General features: G+C 45.1%; 16 protein-coding genes. All 16 read right to left on the bottom strand.

Annotation, left to right across the window (positions count from 1 at the left end; translation table 11 throughout):
- Positions 1-35: 35 nt before the first annotated feature.
- The 16 genes from HF312_18645 to HF312_18570 all read right to left on the bottom strand — a co-directional run bounded on the left by HF312_18645 (position 36) and on the right by HF312_18570 (position 16,925).
- A complete protein-coding gene (locus tag HF312_18645) occupies positions 36-1,160 on the bottom strand; it encodes a DUF5009 domain-containing protein (GenBank protein ID MCU7522242.1) in 1,125 nt (374 codons plus the stop codon).
- Positions 1,161-1,269: 109 nt separating this feature from the next.
- The gene (locus HF312_18640) at positions 1,270-1,914 is read right to left on the bottom strand and encodes a DedA family protein (protein ID MCU7522241.1); all 645 of its coding nucleotides are present in this window, start codon (positions 1,912-1,914) and stop codon (positions 1,270-1,272) included.
- A 60-nt stretch (positions 1,915-1,974) separates the two neighbouring features.
- The gene (tkt, locus tag HF312_18635; GenBank protein ID MCU7522240.1) at positions 1,975-4,005 is read right to left on the bottom strand and encodes a transketolase; all 2,031 of its coding nucleotides are present in this window, start codon (positions 4,003-4,005) and stop codon (positions 1,975-1,977) included.
- Positions 4,006-4,169: 164 nt separating this feature from the next.
- A complete protein-coding gene (locus HF312_18630) occupies positions 4,170-4,502 on the bottom strand; it encodes a hypothetical protein (GenBank protein ID MCU7522239.1) in 333 nt (110 codons plus the stop codon).
- Positions 4,503-4,577: 75 nt separating this feature from the next.
- Positions 4,578-5,969 carry a class II fumarate hydratase gene (fumC, locus tag HF312_18625; GenBank protein ID MCU7522238.1) on the bottom strand — a complete coding sequence of 464 codons (1,392 nt, stop codon included), beginning with the start codon at positions 5,967-5,969 and terminating at the stop codon, positions 4,578-4,580.
- 142 nt (positions 5,970-6,111) lie between these two features.
- Positions 6,112-6,477, bottom strand: a complete 366-nt coding sequence (locus HF312_18620; protein ID MCU7522237.1) for a VOC family protein — start codon at positions 6,475-6,477, stop codon at positions 6,112-6,114.
- Between the two features lie 209 nt (positions 6,478-6,686).
- Positions 6,687-7,598: a serine hydrolase gene (locus tag HF312_18615; protein MCU7522236.1), complete on the bottom strand. Its 912-nt coding sequence runs from the start codon at positions 7,596-7,598 to the stop codon at positions 6,687-6,689.
- A 15-nt stretch (positions 7,599-7,613) separates the two neighbouring features.
- Positions 7,614-8,066, bottom strand: coding sequence for a hypothetical protein (locus tag HF312_18610; protein ID MCU7522235.1), 453 nt, complete (start codon positions 8,064-8,066; stop codon positions 7,614-7,616).
- Positions 8,067-8,075: 9 nt separating this feature from the next.
- Positions 8,076-10,595 (bottom strand): LPS-assembly protein LptD, encoded by a 2,520-nt coding sequence (locus tag HF312_18605; GenBank protein MCU7522234.1) that lies wholly within the window; start codon positions 10,593-10,595, stop codon positions 8,076-8,078.
- A 236-nt stretch (positions 10,596-10,831) separates the two neighbouring features.
- Positions 10,832-11,800 carry an ROK family protein gene (locus HF312_18600; protein ID MCU7522233.1) on the bottom strand — a complete coding sequence of 323 codons (969 nt, stop codon included), beginning with the start codon at positions 11,798-11,800 and terminating at the stop codon, positions 10,832-10,834.
- Positions 11,801-11,829: 29 nt separating this feature from the next.
- Positions 11,830-12,444: a hypothetical protein gene (locus HF312_18595; protein MCU7522232.1), complete on the bottom strand. Its 615-nt coding sequence runs from the start codon at positions 12,442-12,444 to the stop codon at positions 11,830-11,832.
- A 175-nt stretch (positions 12,445-12,619) separates the two neighbouring features.
- Positions 12,620-13,609: a Gfo/Idh/MocA family oxidoreductase gene (locus HF312_18590; protein MCU7522231.1), complete on the bottom strand. Its 990-nt coding sequence runs from the start codon at positions 13,607-13,609 to the stop codon at positions 12,620-12,622.
- Between the two features lie 18 nt (positions 13,610-13,627).
- Positions 13,628-14,896 (bottom strand): DUF5103 domain-containing protein, encoded by a 1,269-nt coding sequence (locus HF312_18585; protein ID MCU7522230.1) that lies wholly within the window; start codon positions 14,894-14,896, stop codon positions 13,628-13,630.
- On the bottom strand, positions 14,889-15,128 hold the full coding sequence (locus HF312_18580; GenBank protein ID MCU7522229.1) for a hypothetical protein: 240 nt from the start codon (positions 15,126-15,128) through the stop codon (positions 14,889-14,891). Before HF312_18580 ends, HF312_18585 begins: the two co-directional genes overlap by 8 nt.
- Positions 15,129-15,136: 8 nt before the next feature.
- The gene (locus tag HF312_18575; protein MCU7522228.1) at positions 15,137-15,847 is read right to left on the bottom strand and encodes a hypothetical protein; all 711 of its coding nucleotides are present in this window, start codon (positions 15,845-15,847) and stop codon (positions 15,137-15,139) included.
- A gap of 157 nt (positions 15,848-16,004) precedes the next feature.
- Positions 16,005-16,925: a DUF4097 domain-containing protein gene (locus HF312_18570; protein MCU7522227.1), complete on the bottom strand. Its 921-nt coding sequence runs from the start codon at positions 16,923-16,925 to the stop codon at positions 16,005-16,007.
- Positions 16,926-17,334: the final 409 nt, after the last annotated feature.

Below are 17,334 nucleotides of genomic sequence, written 5' to 3'. Positions count from 1 at the left end.
AATTCTCCAATAACACTTTTTCATTAACACTTAAATTAAACTTTTATAAATATTTTTTTGGAATATAAGATCCAGAACAGTCCGCACAAAATTACTACATATGCCAGCGCCCAGGCAAGTGAGGCGTTAAGGCCGGGAAGCCAGGAAGCAAAAAGGACGTTGTAGAGATAAACCCTCAGATCTATCATATGGCCTGAAGCATCCATTACCTTCGGTATGTATAAAGCGCGCTCAATTATTTCGGAAAGGAAATATGCCGCAATGGCATTAGTGCCGTATACAACAAAAGGCTTTGTCCATTTTGTATATCCTTTAACATCAATAACCCAGTAGCACATTCCAAGAAACTGAAGTGCCATGCCGGCCGTAAAAACGACATATGAGCTGGTCCAGAGGTTCTTATTTATCGGGAACCACATATCCCATATAGTTCCAAGCACCAGTCCCGCGTTTCCCCAGAAGAACATCCAGACGGTCCTGGTGGAATTTTCAACGTCAGTCCTTCTTAGCCACTCCCCTGCCAGTATGCCGAATATGGCCGTTGAAATTGCGGGCAGTGTGCTTAAGAGCCCTTCCGGGTCCCAGGTTTTGGAGTAATACCAGATATGCGGCCCAATGATCGTGCGGTCTAGCCAGGCGCCGAGGTTTGTAGATGGTTCCAGGTTAGCATAGCCCACTCCGGGCACGGGAATAAGAGTCATCATAGCCCAGTAAAGGAGCAGAATCACAGCTGCAGTAATGGTAAGATTCCTGGTGTTTGTCCAAAGGTAGAGCAGGCTTGTAATCATATAAACCACCGCAATCCTCTGCAGAACGCCTGGTATTCTGACGGTTGAAAAATTAAAATCGGGGAATGCGGCCAGAAAGATACCAAGCAGGAATATTATAACAGAGCGCCTTACGATCTGAAGTACCAGCTTTTTCTTGTCATCGCCTCTTTGCTTTCTTTTGGAAAGTGAAAGTGTCGTAGCGACGCCGACAATAAAAAGGAAAAAAGGGAATATCAGGTCCGTTGGCGTAATCCCGTTCCATTTGGCGTGCTGCAGTGCAGGATAAACATGCTCCCAGGTGCCGGGAGTATTTACAAGTATCATACCTGCAATTGTAATTCCCCTGAAAACATCCAGCGAGAGCAGACGTTCCGATTTAGCATTACCCATATGTGTATGTGTCCCCTTGAAATTAAAAGGATTAAGTTAATCCCGCATTAAACAGGCAGATATAACACATAAAAAAGATAAAAGAAAGCGGAACTGAACTTTTCGGGTTTTAAGCCTTTTTCATCCTTTTCTGCCTGAAGTACTCTATGAAGCCCGGCAAAACAGAAATTAAAATGATTGCTAAAATAACAAAAGAAAAGTTATTTTTCACAAATGGCAGATTGCCAAAAAAGTAGCCTGCAAAAAGAAACAGAACAACCCACAGAAGTCCGCCGAAAACGTTATAGGAAATAAAGCGGCCGTAGGACATGCTGCCTATGCCGGCAACGAAAGGTGCAAATGTGCGGATTACCGGTATAAAGCGGGCTATAATAATAGTCTTTCCGCCGTGTTTTTCGTAGAACTGGTGTGTCCTTTCCAGGTGCTCTTTTTTAAGAAACCGTACCTTATCCTGCGAAAATATCTTTGGACCTATATAGTTTCCGATCCAGTAGTTGACAGTATCGCCTAAGATTGCGGCAAGGGCAAGAATAAGGAACAAAATGGCAATGTTAAAAGACCCGAGTGCCGCAAAGGCTCCTGCCGCAAAGAGCAGTGAATCCCCGGGCAAAAATGGTGTAACTACAAAACCTGTTTCAGCAAATATTACGATAAATAAAAGAAGATAAGTCCAGATGCCGTATTCAAGTATAATTCCGTTTAGATGTTTATCAAGATGAATGAACAGATCAATAAAATATCTTATATGCTCCAAAAAACAACTCCTGTAAAGAAAGGGGCATACCTTGGGAAGGATGCCCCTTAAATCAATTTACTACTTATTATTTTTTATTTTATTTAATAATTCTTTTGCTCTTTTTACCACATTAGCTGAGGTAAAGCCGAATTTTTCCATTACAACTTCACCGGGAGCAGACATGCCGAACCTGTCCAGGCTCACAGAGTCGCCCGACTGACCGACATATTTTTCCCATCCCATTTTAACTGCGGCTTCAACCGAGAGGCGTGCTTTTACCTCAGGCAGAAGGACTGAATTCTTGTACTCCTCTGTCTGGCGGTCGAAGAGCTCCCACGACGGGAAGCTTACGCATCTGGCTTTAATGCCCTGGCTTTCGAGCTCTTCGCTGGCGGCCAGTATGTGCTGAACTTCGCTTCCTGTTGCCATAAGAATAATGTCCGGAGTACCTTCTGTATCACGCAGCACATAGGCACCCTTAAGGAGGCCTTCAGCGCTTGGGTATTTATCCTGGTCAATTACCGGGACGTTCTGCCTGGTTAAGATAAGTGCAACCGGGCTGCCCGAATGTTCAATTGCCGCGCGCCATGCAAAACTCGTTTCGTTGGCATCAGCCGGGCGGATTACGACAACTTCAGGAATTGCCCTTAAGGCTGCCAGGTGCTCAACGGCCTGATGTGTAGGACCGTCTTCGCCAAGTCCAATGCTGTCGTGTGTAAAAATGTAAATAGGCCTTAAGCCCGAGAGTACGCCCAGGCGTATTGCAGGACGGAGGTAATCTGAGAATACGAGGAAAGTACCTCCGTAGGGAATTACTCCGCCGTAGATTGCCATGCCGTTAAGCATTCCGGCCATACCGTGCTCACGCACACCGAAGTGGAAGTTGCGTCCTTCGCGGTGTTCGGGAGAAAATGCAGGATAGCCTTTTAATTCCGTGTTGTTTGAAGGAGCAAGGTCTGCAGAGCCGCCGATTAAAGTAGGAATGGAAGAGGCTATGGCGTTAAGAGCCTTTCCTGAGGCCGAGCGTGTTGCCATGCCTTTTGGTTCAACTGCAAACTTGGGAAGTTTCGCCTGCCATTTGTCCCCGAAATTGCCTGTCATTACATCACTAAAGAGCTTCCCTTCTTCGGGGTATTTTCCGCAGTACTCTTCAAACTGTTTTCCCCATTCCTCTTCGAGCTTATGACCTTTTTCCTTAAACTGTGAAAAGAACTTTGAAACTTCTTCAGGGACATAAAAAGTTTTATCTTCGGGCCATCCGAGGTTTTTCTTTGTAAGCTTTACTTCATCGGGGCCTAAGGGTGAGCCGTGGGCTGAAGCCTTGTCCTGCTTATTAGGGCTTCCAAAGCCTATATGTGTTTTGGTAACAATAAAAGAAGGCCTGTTTTTTTCTTTCTGTGCGTTTTCAATTGCACGGTCCATTGCCTTAAGGTCGTTAACGTCATCCAGGTGCTGGACATGCCAGCCGTAGGCCTCATAGCGTTTACCTACGTCCTCGGTAAAGGCAAGGTTTGTACTGCCGTCTATGCTGATATTATTGTCGTCATAGAAAACGATAAGTTTTCCAAGTCCCTGGTGTCCGGCAAATGAGGATGCCTCGTGAGAAATACCTTCCATCATATCGCCGTCGCTTGCGATTACATAGATGTAGTGGTCGAGCACCGGGGGAAGGTCTTTTTTATTAAAAGTTGCAGCAAGGAATTCCTGTGCAACAGCCATACCTATGGAGTTAGTGATCCCCTGTCCAAGAGGTCCCGTTGTAGTTTCAACGCCTGGGGTCAGGATTGCCTCGGGGTGGCCCGGGGTTTTGCTGTCCCACTGCCTGAAACTTTTAAGATCTTCCATTGAAATGTCATAGCCTGTCAGGTAAAGCATACTATAGAGCAGCATGCTGCCGTGTCCTGCCGAAAGAACGAATTTATCCCTGTTGAACCACTTCGGGTTATCGGGGTTATAGCGCATATATTTTGTAAATAATCTATAAGCAATAGGAGCGCAGCCCATAGGCATACCAGGGTGGCCCGAATTTGCTTTCTGTACAGCATCCACTGCAAGAAATCTTATTGTGTTAATGCAAAGCTCATCGAGCTCATGTGCCTTGTCGGACATAAAAGCCTCTCAAATTCTTTAAAATTGGTTATAAATATAAGAATATTTATTCAATATTATTTCAATTATGAAATTATCATTCTTTTAATGTATAAAAATTATCATTAAAATATGAAGGGAAAAGAAGGTTCAAGGTTTGAGGTCCGCCTTCGGCGGTTTAAATATTAATATTCGCTGATAATTTTGCCGTTTACAACCGGGGTAACGCAGATAAGGGGCTGTTCCGGGAGTTTGAAGCTCTGGAATATCTCTTCAAAGAGCTCGTACTGCATTCCCTGCTGCTCCAGGCGGGCAAACTTGTTATATTTCATGAATTCCCCTTTTCTGTTCTGCGGGGCGTCAAAATGATAGGCGTGTTCAAAATCCTCCCTGGCCTTCCTTTTCAGAAATTCAATTTTATTATTGTCACCGCCTTCCATTTCATAGCCCTTGGCCCTGAAGGCCACAACAAGCCCGTCGTTAATGATAAGGTAGATATTCAGTATGATTTCTAACACTTTTATTGCCCTCTTTTGGTTGTTAAACCGGGGCCGGAAGAATTTCGTTCTCTTCCGGCCTCAATTGTTAAATGATTATTTCTTTGGCCCGATCATTTCTTCAGGTTTTACAACTTCATCAAACTTCTCCCCGGTAAGGAGTCCAAGTTCAATGGCTGCCTCGCGGAGGGTTTTGTTTTCCTTGTGTGCCTTCTTTGCAACCTTTGCGGCGTTGTCGTATCCGATATGCGGGTTAAGTGCTGTAACAAGCATAAGGGAGTTTTGAAGGTGTTTTTTAATGTTGCCCGTATTGGCCTGTATTCCAACTACGCAGTTATCGGTAAAGCTTTCGCAGGCATCTGAAATAAGCTTTATTGACTGCAGGAGGTTGAATATGATAACCGGCTTAAAGACGTTCAGTTCAAAGTTACCCATTGAGCCGCTGAAGTTTATGGTAACGTCGTTGCCGAAAACCTGGGCGCAGACCATAGTCATTGCTTCAGACTGTGTGGGGTTAACCTTGCCCGGCATAATTGAACTGCCCGGTTCGTTTTCAGGAAGAGAGAGTTCGCCTATTCCGCTTCTTGGACCGCTGCCGAGCCAGCGTACGTCGTTTGCAATTTTCATCAGTGAGGCTGCAAGTGTTTTCAGAACGCCGCTCATTTCTACCAAAGCGTCGTGAGCTGCAAGAGCTTCAAACTTGTTTCTTGCTGAAACAAAAGGCTTGCCTGTAAGCTCTGCAATGTTTCCGGCAGCTTTAACTGCAAATTCAGGGTGTGTATTTAAGCCTGTACCAACGGCAGTGCCTCCCAATGCAAGCTCATAGAGCCTGGGAAGCGCGCAGTTAATTCTTTCAAGGCCGTTTGTAAGCTGCTGAACATAGCCTGAGAATTCCTGTTCGAGCGTAAGAGGGGTTGCATCCATCAGGTGCGTGCGGCCGATCTTAATAATGCCATTGAATTCATGTGACTTTTTATCGAGCGCGTCGCGCAGCTTTGTAACCATCGGGATGAGTCTTCTGTGGATTTCCTCAACAGCCGCAATATGCATTGCCGTAGGGAAAGTATCGTTTGATGACTGTGCCTTATTGACGTCGTCGTTGGGATGGATAGGTTTCTTGCTTCCCATCTGTCCGCCCGAGATTTCAATGGCGCGGTTGGAGATAACTTCGTTTGCGTTCATGTTTGTCTGTGTGCCGCTTCCGGTCTGCCAGACCACGAGCGGGAAATGTTCATCAAGTTTCCCCTCAATAACCTCGTTTGCAGCCTGAATGATAAGGTCGGCTTTTTCAGCAGGAAGAATTCCCAATTCTTTGTTTGAGAGTGCAGCTGCTTTTTTTAATATGCCAAGGGCCCTGATAAGAGGCCTCGGGAAGCGTTCTCCGCCTATTTTGAAGTTTTGTAAAGAGCGGGCTGTCTGTGCCCCGTAGTATTTATCAGAAGGTACCTTTATTTCTCCCATACTATCTGATTCAGTTCTATATTCCATGCATCCTCCATCACGGTTTTTTATATAAATTATAATTCTCTTTAAGATGAATTATTCTCAGTTTAAAAATTTCGAACAGCAAAATAAAGGAATGACTGCAGATTGTCAAATTCCTGTAAAGGGAGGACCTAAGTCATCCCTTTCAGCCCGAAATATTGGGGTCATAAATTATTTCGACGGCATTTCCGTCGGGATCAGCAAACAGCAGTGAATAGCTGTCGTCTGTGTGAAGTTTCGGTTCTTCGAGAATTTCGGTACCGATTTCCCTGAGTTTATGCAGGGCTTTATCCACTTCATCTTTTGAAGCAACTCTCATTCCGAAATGCGGGGGATGCGGGGCGCCTTTTCTTATAAATGCAATATCGTCCTTGTTCTTGCGTACAAGGCCCCATTGTTCAAAAATAAAAATGATGTCGAAGCCGAAATTAACATTATAGAAATTTGCAGCTCTTTCGACATCGTCAACCAGTAATGCAGTATGACCGGTTCTTTTAATGCTTATACCCATATTGCCACCCTTGTTAAAGTTTTTAACGGCTTCAAAGTCCCTGGGGTATGAGGCAGCAGTTTTAAGAAAAGGAATATTCCCCGGGTCCCCGTCTTTAATTAAATATAATACAAGCGGGAGGGAAATAGCAAGAGAGGTCTGAGGTCCGGAGGAAAGGAAGCGTTCGGTTGTTTGTGGGCGAGCGGCGGCCCGCCCTGGACAGTTGCACCCTAGTTATCCACAAAATAATCGTAGACGATCTTTGAGACGCTGGAGAGCGTTTCGGTGGCCTGGTTCATATTTTTCAGGTTTTTGGAGAGGAGAACCAGGACGTACTTACGCCCGTCGGGCAGAATGACGAATCCGGAATCGTGCTTAATGCCGTCAACCGAGCCGGTCTTATGGGCAGCTTTTACTCCCTTGGGAAGTTTTGCCGGGATCACCTCCCGGAACTTCTGGCAAAGGAGTATATCTGTCATTTCCCTGCAGGCTTCTTTTGAAACAACAGAGCCTTTGGCAATCTGCTCAAAGATTATCATAAGGTCCCTTGCCGTTGTAGTATTGTTTAAGCCCTTATCGAAAGCCTTCATATCTTCAACTCCGCGCAGGACCTTGATATTTTTTGCACCCAGCGATAGCATTGTGTTCTGTGCGTTTTCAGCTTTTACAAGTCCGATAAGAATATTTGTAGCAAGATTGCTGCTTACGGTAATCATGTCAAAAACGAGCTGACGGATAGTCCTCTTTTTGTTTATATACTCATAGAGGTCCTCTCCCCCGTCGCGGTCTATAGCCATGCTGAAAGTAGAGCCGTCGACGATGCTTTTGAATTCGTTTTTTACAATAATGGAATCATCCAGGCTGAAACTTCCCAGGGCTGCCTGGCGGAATACCTCTATCATCACGGGGGTCTTCATTGTGCTTGCGGCGTGAAAAACCTCATCGGCATTGATAAGAATTTCAGCCTCAGGATTCCGGAGATCCTTAAAGGCCAGCGCAAAATCTCCCTTTAGCGCGGAGAACTCTGCCTGGATTCTGTTTTTTAGTTCTTCTGATTTCAAGTCTTTCACCTGTGCGTTTTGTGTTACAGTTGTTAAAAGGAGCAGTATAGACAGACAAAAAATTTTAGAGCGCAGCTTCATAACCACTCCGTTTTGTTATAAACCGAAGAGCCTTTTAATTTCGTCGTTTCCGATGGATCTTTTCTTTTCCTCTTCCTCATCTATGTTCTCCTGGGTCAGCTCGCGTGCAAAGTCTTCGCTTAATATTACTTCACAGCGGCATACCCTTGCAAACTCGGCCAGGTTGCTGTCTGAAGAAATGAGTGTAATGAGTCTGGGATTTTTTTCCATTTCGATCTGCTGCTTGATCAGTTCATCGGCGGTGCGCTTTTCAGAGTAATGTATCCTGAGTTTGGAGGTATTGATTGCCAGGTCCATGAAGCCGTCGAAGTTCAGCGTTACCCTGACTTTTTTCCCGAGGAAATGCTTATCTACCATAAAGGCCAGTTTTTCTCTTGAGCCCTGCCCGCTTTTATTCTGAAGATTGCGTAGAAATTTTATTTTCCCGATGAGGTTATTGGCATCTATAATGTAATGCTTCATTGCCATAGATCCCGTTTACCTTCCGCTGAACTGGCCTCTTGAGCGCTCGACTTTAATATCCTGAAGCTGAGGCGCCTTGACCCTGATCTCAAAGCGGTAGCCCCTGTATACCCCGAGGGGGTTCCAGCTGAGGTTCATCTCCCAGCAGTGCAGATCCTTGTAGATCCTGACCTGCGGAGCCGCAAAAGCCTTCTGCTTGAAATCGTAGCTGCCCGTAAAAGCAAGCTTGATACTTTCTGTCAGACTGAAGTTAAAGCTGGCGTTCATGTTAGAATAGGTGCTTACATGCCTCGGGTCCCTTTTATCCATGTTGTAGCTGAAACTCAGAGCCAGGTCCCACGGTATATTATAGTCAGGCGGCTCATCATTGTAAATACCCATATAAGGGTTCTGGCTGCCATAAGCGCTCTGTGTAACCGAAGGCGCGGTCTGTTCTTCCTTCTTTGTTTCTTTCCCCTTCAGCCTTTCAGCAGACAGAGAGGTATTGACAGAGAACTGGAAGTTTGTAAGGCGCATAAAGCCTCCTCCTTTACGCGAGGAAAGGAACCTGGTTGAAGTTGTGCCCTTTTCGTAATCAAAGTCGTAGAAAGAGTAGGAAGATGACCCGTTAAAGCTGAAGAGATCCCCTACCTGAGTCCTGTATGAAAGAAAGAGGTCCGACAATTTGTTTGTCGGTGCGACAAAATTATAGCTCAGGTTTGCATCCAGGTTTAAGAGCTGAATCTTTTTAGCCTCGGAAGTTGTATCCGATGGATCCTTCATTGTTTTAATTTCAAAGATATTATTTACACTGAAGTTCACGTTCTGCTGCTCGCCGCCCCCGGGTCCCCCGAAGACCTCGCGTTCAAACCTGTTATATTTCACTAAGTTACCCGCCGCATCCGTATAGGTTCCGTAGTAGCCCCATGTGGGGGATGAAAAGTCGGGTGTATAGGTATAGGATATTCTGGGCGTAATGGTGTGCCTCATGGCCTGAATGCCGATCGCATTAGGCTGAATTATGCCGTAAAGCTTTGTAGAAGCCTCCACACCAAGGTCAAAGGAACGTACTGCATTTAATTCATTAACATCTCTTGTTACCACAGAATCTTTATAGACGATGCTTCCGGCAGTTGAACGTGCGCGGTCAATTACATGGTAATCTGTTCTTTCAATTTTTTTATTGTACCAGCGCTCGACATAGCTGAATCTGGGGGAAATATTAAAGTACCCGATCTTAGGAGCAATGTTTGTTGAGATACTGTGCTGGAAGCCAGCGTGTGAAGTCAAGACGCCGCTTTGCTTATTCCTTAAATTCTGGAACTGTCCCGAATAGTTGATTCCGATCTGCTCGTACCACTTCTCATCGGCAGGGTCGACTCTTCCCTTCCGCTTAAAAGGATAGGTCGGAAGCATGGTAAAGCTTGCAGAAGGGAGCACTTCCCGTATATTGCCTATCTGTGATGAATCAGAAGCGTCAATTATCTGGTCGCGGCTGTAACTTAGAGATAAGCTGTTGCCCGAACCCTCCCATGTCTTGGATAAAGTTGCAGAGGAGTGTATGTTCTGGCTTAAAAGGTCGTTATAGTTATAGCTCGTTCTGTTCAGGTAATTCTTTGAGGACATATAATTCAGATTGGCATCCAGCCTCATCGTGGGGTCAATCTGCTGGTTATGGTAAAAACCTATGCGCCAGTCTCTTTTTTCGCCGTAGTCGGGATCTCCCTTTTCGCCCGACTGCAGGCTTGTAAATCCGCCGTCCACGCTTCCGGAAAGAGAGTAGCGTTTTGCATAGCGGAAGCGGCTTGTGAGGTTATAGCCACCCCTTAAGTAGAGGTCGCTTAAGAGGTTTATATCCATATAATCGCTTATTGCCCAAAAGTATCCCAGGTGAGAAAAGTACTGCCCGTACTGAGCGCTCTGCCCGTAGGCCGGGGCAATAATGCCTGAACGTCTGCCGGTTTCATTCGGAAACACGCCGAAAGGCAGCGGAATCGGCAATGGAACGCCGCCTATATAAAGCCAGATCCATTTGGCAATAATCTGGCTTTTCATTACCACCTTCATTTCCTTTGCATAAAAGAAGAAGTGCGCGCTGTCGGCGTCGCAGGTGGTATAGGTTCCGTTTTTAATAAAGTAGGTCTCCTTGTCGATCTTCTTGACCCTGGAGCCTCCGTAGAAACCCGCATCGGCCTTACTTTTAGCCGCGGAGATTATGCCGCGCTGAGTCTTAAAGTCGTAGGTAAGCTTGCTGCCCTTATAGACTTCCCCCCCTTCCGACATTACCGGGGTGCCTTTAAGTTTTACCGTGGCCGTGTCTGAAGTGTCTGCAACACCCGAGGCCTGAATGCGGTTGAGGTTAAAATCGACTAGTATATTTGCGCTTTTAAGTTCAGTTTTTTTGTATTTCAGCTCCCCGTTTCCAAAGATTTCCATTTTTCTGTCGGGTATTCTGAAGACAAGAGAGTCCGAGCCCGCGGCATAGATTACGGCATCAATATCAGACTTTCTTTTCGTAGTATCTTTAACGGCTGTAGTATCATTTTTAGCCCTCAGGCTGTCGGCCGTTGGCCCTGCGGGCGGTCTGAATAAAGTAGTATCCTTCTGCTGTGAAAAGAGCAAACCGGTTAATAAAAGGATAAAAAGAAAAGTTACTTTATTCATAAATCAAAAAGAAAAATAGTCATCACATTTGGCTGTTAAAAATAAACCATTTAGATGCCATAGACAAGTCAAATGGCACCCAAATGGTACAATTTCCGGAAGATTAAGTTCCGTTACTTCAGGCGGCTTTATTTCTCGCTGTAGAATACGAGTGAGGAAGCGCCTTTGATTCCTGCTTCGTTTTTCAGCTTTGCAGGAACAATTTTGACCTTGGGGGCAAGAGGCTTAAGCACCCTCTGCTTGGCGTTCTCGCGGACCGAGTCAAAAAGGAGCTGGCCGAAGCCTGCAACTCCGCCGCCTATAATAACATTATGAATATCCATCAGGTTTATCGAAGAAGCAAGTGCATAGCCCAGGTATTTGCCTGTCTCGACGATTACAGATTTTGCAAACTCGTCGCCAAGCTGAGCGGCATCGTTTATAATTTTAGGTGTAAGGTTATTCAGGTTATTATCCAGCAGGTCATAAATCTTTGTAGACTTCTTTCCGTCCTTAAGCAGCTTATGGACCCTTTCTACCAGGTAGCCGTTGCCGACATAAGTCTCTATGCAGCCATATGACCCGCAATTGCACTTTGGACCGTTATAGTCGATTGTGGTGTGCCCCAGTTCGCCTGCGGCACCCTGCATTCCGTGATAGAGCTTGCGGTTAATAATTATGCCGCCGCCAACACCTGTTCCTAGTGTAACCATCATAAAATCGGTGAAATTTTTACCTGCGCCAAAGACCATTTCGCCCACTGCAGCAGCATTGGCATCGTTTTCAACAACTGTCCTCAAATTAAATGCGTCTTCAATAACCCTGCTTAAGAAAACTTTCTTCCAGCCGGGCAGGTTCGGGGGGTTTTCAACAGTCCCTTTTTCCATTGAGACCACACCGGGAGCACCAATACCTATTCCGCCTACCTCCTTTTCGTAATCTCCCAGGACTAGTTCAATTCCTTTTTTTATCTGGCTGACGACCACCTTCGGACCCTGATCGGCAAGGGTATCGACGAATCCTTTTTTAATCAGTTTTCCCTCTTTTGAAACGACACCCACCTTAATTGAAGTGCCTCCTAAATCGACGCCGATCACATACTTTTTGTTTTTTGCCATAACTAATAGAGTTTTATTGAGAAATTATGTTACCTGTATTCCTGACTGACAATTGTCAGATCGCCGGGATACGTAATGTTCCCGATTGGACTTGAGACCGTTGGCCTTGCCACCAGTTTAACGCTTACAGGGTTGCTCTGCTGGCCGCTAAGCTTTAGGACAAGGTTAACGAGTCCCTGATAATCCTGATTGTTAAAAAACTTAAAAAGATCCATTTCAATTTTAAGCGGAAATTTCACGTCCTGCCCCACGCCGGGAACGCTGATGGGAGAAGTAATATCTCCTGTAATAGTTTCCTTGTCGTCAATAAGGAGCTTCCAGGGGAATTTCGCCAGCTGAACGTCGGTCTGCGGGTTGCCGCCCTTGCCGTCATTCGGGTTTAACGCATCCACATTCAGCACAAACGATACGGGAAGCTGTTTGCTGGCAACGGCTGAGGTAATTCTCAAAAGATCCGTTGCAGAAAAGTCCTTAAGGCTCGTTTTACCGCTGACAGGGATGCCGCTTAATTGTAAACCGTTTATACTGTCGAGCTTAAACTTAAGCCGGGCAATATTCTGGAAAGTCTTAATTACACTGCAGCTGCTGACACTGAAAAACATACCGAGAGCAAGCAAATACAAAAACATTCTTCTGCGTATCATCTTCATCTCTCCTTCTTAAAAATTCATCACAATTACAAAACCTGTTACAGTGACTTAAAAATAAGGCAATATCACTTCCGGAATGTAGAATAAATTTTCCGCGTACAAAAAATCGAAGAACGAATTTAACTTAAAACTTACAACTAAAAACTTAAAACTAATGAGCCTTGCGGCATTACTTAATCTGTGAATTTTCAATTTCCTTTATTATAGCTTCAGCTACCTTCAAGGCCCTCAGGCCGTCCAGGCCGCTTACAACGGGCTTTGTATTATTAAGCACCGAATCTATAAAGAGTTTAAGCTCATACTGAAGGGCGTTAACTTCCTTTACCTCGGGCTGCTCATAGACCACCTGCTTTTTCTTATCGCCTATGCCCATTTCGCCGAAGGAAATAAAGTTATTTTCAATGGTTTCATCTTTTGAGACAAGCCTGTAGACTTCAGAGACCCCCGTATTAAAGTCCAGAGAAATATAGCTGTCGCGCTGGAACATTCTCATTTTTCTCATTTTCTTCTGGGATATTCTGCTGGCAGTTACGTTGGCCACGGCTCCGTTTTCAAATTCCAGACGGGCATTGGCTATATCTATATTATCCGAAACTACCGCAACCCCGCTTGCATGGACATGCTTGACGTCGCTTTTTACAAGGCTGAGTATAATATCAATATCGTGAATCATGAGGTCTAAAACAACGGCGACGTCGGTTCCGCGCGGGTTAAACTGCGCCAGGCGGTCGCTTTGAATAAACTTCGGCTCCAGCTTATAATTGTCCAGAGAAAGTAAAGCCGGGTTAAATCTTTCTATATGCCCCACCTGAAGATTAAGAGATTTCTTCTCTGCAAGCTGAACCAGTTCCTCAGCCTCAGAGATCAGCTTTGTGATCGGTTTTTCGACGAAGACGTGGCGGCCAGCCTCAAGGGCTTTTTTTGCCAGCTCATAATGAGCGCTGGTTGTAGCAACAATTGAAACCGCATCTGTAGCGGCAAGGATTTCATCAAGTGAGTTAAAGACGTTTACGTTAAACTCGCTGCCGCATTCTTTGGCTTTTTCAGCATCCATATCAAAGATGCCTGCCAGTTCGCATCCGGGTATCGTTTTAGATATTTTAATATGAAGTTTACCTAGATGCCCTGTTCCTATAATTCCAAGTTTTAATTTTTCCATTTTATTTTGCTTACTGCTTTACTTGCTGATTACTTTTTGATAACCGATAATTCTGTCGTAGCCCCCCTTGTCGGGATCGGCATAATATATAAAAACGTGATATATATTGTTCGTAGTAAATGTGTTTCCTTCCAAAGTCAGCCAGTCGATGCTGTTTACCTTGCCGTCGTCCAGGTGAGCCAATACATACTGATAGTCGTAGATGCCTCTTTTAAGCAAAACGGTTTCGGTAAAAATCCCGCTTCGTTCTTCCTTCATTTCATATTCCGGAAGAACATCCCAGTTTGTAAAGGATCCGACGAGGAATATTTTCTTTGAATAGTCTTCAGGAGGCCTCAGTCTGAAGGTCACGTTCATATAGACGGCGTTTTCATCCCTATATCTTGTAAGGACGGAGCCGCCGTTAAGGTCGCGCCTGAGGTTTTCCCTGAAGAACCTGGAAGTTTCAACGCCGTCGAACTGGGCGTTAACGTTCCTGGAATTAAAGATATTATAATTCCTGAGGTCTGTTTCCCTGTACTCGTTGCCCGGGCGAAGCTCTTTGGAAGTAAAGCTGAATTTCCTGTTGCCGTCCCAGGTGTAATACCTGTTAAGAGTATTATCCTGTTTTCTTTCAACAAAGTAGGGGTAATCGATCTTGTGGTTTTCAATAATTTCCACGTTCTCGACGTTAAACGGGAAGAGTTCATCGGGCAATGTAAAGTCGGTTGTCAGGTTAAATACCCTGGCCAGATCGGTCGGGAAATAGTTTATGTCTTCCAGGAATTCGTGTTTAATATTTGATTTGGCTTCCATTATCGGATGAACGGCATAGAACTTTCCAGAAGCATAAACCTTCGACGTATCCTGTGAATCTGTAATATAGAACCGCCATTTGCCCGAGAACGGGAAATCGACGTAGCCGTATTCATCGGGAAAACTCCCCTTAAAGTGATACTTTGCCTCCTGAACGGTTACGGGCAGGGCATCGAAAGCCAGGTTGCGGGCTACGTTCTGCCCAATGTTTTCCAGGAATAGGTTTGTATAAGGCGTCCAGTTCCTATCGCAGAACTTAAAAACGATGCTGAGGCTCGGGGCCTGGTCGGCATCGACATCAAACTCAATAGTCAGTAGATCGCTGCCCCCTTCGTCGTAGAGGAGGACGGGCAGTGTAGTTTCATCTCTGTTTGTGTAGGCCTTCAGGGACAATACTCTTCTCAGCTCTTCAGCAAATGCATTTGAAACGAAGAGGATTAAGAAGGCGCATACAGAGAGAATAACGTGAAATGACCGGTTTTGCCTAGACATTAAAGATTTCTACGCATTTAATTGAATGATGCGGAATAAATATTTTAATCTGCTGCTGTTCCCTGGTAGCTTCCAGAAGCAGGCCATCCTCATACTCGCCTATGAGCTTTCCGGTTTTGAAAACTATCTCATAGAGAGGCGCCTGGCTTTTGGTATCGTAGGTCATCCCGTAGTTTTCCAACATGGTAACATTTACCATTTTCTGCAGGTATTCCTTCCAATCCAGTTTCATAGATCTCCTTAAAGCAACTTGGAAATTTGTTCTTTAAATTGTTTTAGGTCCCCACAAAGATAATACTCTTCCAAAAGTTTATCTGCAAGTGCATATTCATCGGCATAGATATAATTTGCGTAAGCAGAGGCAATGACGGCCTTCAGAAGGCGTGAGGATTCGCAGTTTTTCCCCTTTCCCTTAAAGAAAGAATCCATATAGTCCATATTTGCCTCGTTTTCCTGCAGGAACACGTTATAAAGCTGGTCGTTGACGATATTAAGAGAAGAGTCAACGAAGCTCCAGCAGACAAGAGGAGAAAAAACATCATCCTGGCCTGCAACATTTAAGGAATCAAAGTCCGGGCTTCCCGTAACGAGCACCACGTTGTTAATTTCGTCGGAGAAGAAAGAATAAGGTTCTTTTAAGCCTGAATAAATGGAATCGATCAGATAGAAGCTTCCAACTGTATTATATACGTAAAGTGTATAGTAATCCTGTCCATCAGTCTGGGTATCGTCATTGATTAAAAGTTCACTGGCACCGTCGCCATCTATGTCAAGAGTATAAGCGTATGGGTCCTGAAACTGTCTTTCGAAAACGGTTTTGTTATCCAAATCACCGGCCAGGAGTTTAGCGTCCTGGATTTTAATATTAAAATCCTCGACAGCAAAAGTGCTGTCCTGCGCAAAGGCGTATCCGCCCAAAAGCGCAACAAAAAGTAATAATAGTGTCTTCATAATTAATGTATAAAACTATCTAAAAAAGGGGATTTATACAAGAAATTTCAGAATGACGGGGAGAAATTTTGAAGCAATTGTGAGGCAGGGCCAGGCAAAAGGCAAAAGAGAAATAGCCTGACCTGCCTCACAAATTACGGGAGTATTACGTGAAAAGCTACTTTATCACCTTAATATCGCCGCCGGAGGTATAGCAATGGAGTGTTTTACCGCCTCCGTTAAGTTCGCCTCGGAGTTTAGAGCCCGTAAGTTTTCCGGTTTGTGTAACGGGTAGACTGCATTCAATTTCCCCGCCCGAGGTTGAAAGGTCGGCATTGGCAGAAAAGCTGCCGGGTACCCTGACTGTAATATCACCGCCCGAGGTCTCGAGGTCAATTCCGTAGTTGGTATCGAAGTAGTTAAGAGTTATATCTCCCCCGGTAGTAGAGGCTTCGACGCGGCCCCCTTTGCCCTCGAGTGTCATATCGCCGCCGGAGGTTGAGGCCTTGAGGTTTCCGTTAAAGTTATGGACCTGGACGTCGCCCCCGGATGTAGACATTTTCATATCTCCGCTTGTATTTTCGAGTTTTATATCTCCGCCCGAGGTGCTGAGATTCGTGTAACCCTTTGTATTAAATAAAGTTATGTCGCCACCCGAGGTTTCAAATTTAATTGAACCATTGAGGTCGTAGATTTTTATATCCCCTCCCGAGGTTCTGATATAGGCGTTATAGTTTGCGGGAAGTTTAATTTCATATTTAACGTACACAACATTCCAGCCGAACCAGAGCCAGGAGCCGCCGCTTTTTCCCTGGACTTTAACCCCTTCTCCTGTGCCTTCGATATTGAAGTGCATTTTGTCGTGGGCCCTTTTGTTACCGCTTATTTTGACGTATACCTCAGGGCGGTTCCAGGTACTGACGTAGACGTCGCCTGAAGAGGTACTAAGCTCCAGTTTCTTGCCCATGGAGGTGGGAATAGTCTTTTCCTCGATAGTCTTAAGGTCGCCGGCCTTTAAATTTGCTGCAAAGCCCAGAGTGAGGGCTGCAAGTAAGAACAGGCCGGAAGCTCTTTTTAATAAATAACTGACAGATTTCATAACGAACCCCTTTATTGTCTCTACCAGTTTAGACGCAGGCTCCATAGAAATGGTTACAGGAAATCTATTAAAAAGTAAAAATTAAAAAGCGGAAGACAAGGAGGTTCAAGGATTGAGGTTTGAAATTCTTATGCAAGTAGACCAGCTGGAACAGCGCAGTTATTAAGCACCAGAGGTGCGCTTTGTTTGTAGCCTGGGGTGAAGAAGTTCGCTGCGGCGAACGACTGAACCCGGGGGCAAGATCCCCCCACCCCAACCAAGCTCCGGCCAGGAGCGACATATAAGATTTGGGCATTGTATAAACGGATGTATTCCAAGTTAACCCGGGGTTTGGCGTCCTCCGAGGAGGACTTCGCACCCGTTATGTTAAAAGTCAAGTGCTATCGACCAACTTTCTATGGAAAGATCA

Source organism: Ignavibacteria bacterium, assembly GCA_025612375.1.
In the GTDB taxonomy this organism is placed as follows: Bacteria; Bacteroidota; Ignavibacteria; order Ignavibacteriales; family SURF-24; genus JAAXKN01.
Note: the sequence above shows the minus strand (reverse complement) of the source record. Positions and strands in the feature narration are given on the sequence as shown.

Bases quoted from the DNA above. Each gene is read 5' to 3' on its own strand.
- HF312_18585 (MCU7522230.1), bottom strand. From the start codon at position 14,896: ATGTCTAGGCAAAACCGGTCATTTCACGTTATTCTCTCTGTATGCGCC.
- HF312_18620 (MCU7522237.1), bottom strand. From the start codon at position 6,477: ATGGGTATAAGCATTAAAAGAACCGGTCATACTGCATTACTGGTTGAC.
- HF312_18590 (MCU7522231.1), bottom strand. From the start codon at position 13,609: ATGGAAAAATTAAAACTTGGAATTATAGGAACAGGGCATCTAGGTAAA.
- HF312_18610 (MCU7522235.1), bottom strand. From the start codon at position 8,066: ATGGCAATGAAGCATTACATTATAGATGCCAATAACCTCATCGGGAAA.
- HF312_18645 (MCU7522242.1), bottom strand. From the start codon at position 1,160: ATGGGTAATGCTAAATCGGAACGTCTGCTCTCGCTGGATGTTTTCAGG.
- tkt (MCU7522240.1), bottom strand. From the start codon at position 4,005: ATGTCCGACAAGGCACATGAGCTCGATGAGCTTTGCATTAACACAATA.
- HF312_18595 (MCU7522232.1), bottom strand. From the start codon at position 12,444: ATGATACGCAGAAGAATGTTTTTGTATTTGCTTGCTCTCGGTATGTTT.
- fumC (MCU7522238.1), bottom strand. From the start codon at position 5,969: ATGGAATATAGAACTGAATCAGATAGTATGGGAGAAATAAAGGTACCT.
- HF312_18600 (MCU7522233.1), bottom strand. From the start codon at position 11,800: ATGGCAAAAAACAAAAAGTATGTGATCGGCGTCGATTTAGGAGGCACT.
- HF312_18570 (MCU7522227.1), bottom strand. From the start codon at position 16,925: ATGAAATCTGTCAGTTATTTATTAAAAAGAGCTTCCGGCCTGTTCTTA.
- HF312_18580 (MCU7522229.1), bottom strand. From the start codon at position 15,128: ATGAAACTGGATTGGAAGGAATACCTGCAGAAAATGGTAAATGTTACC.
- HF312_18575 (MCU7522228.1), bottom strand. From the start codon at position 15,847: ATGAAGACACTATTATTACTTTTTGTTGCGCTTTTGGGCGGATACGCC.
- HF312_18615 (MCU7522236.1), bottom strand. From the start codon at position 7,598: ATGAAGCTGCGCTCTAAAATTTTTTGTCTGTCTATACTGCTCCTTTTA.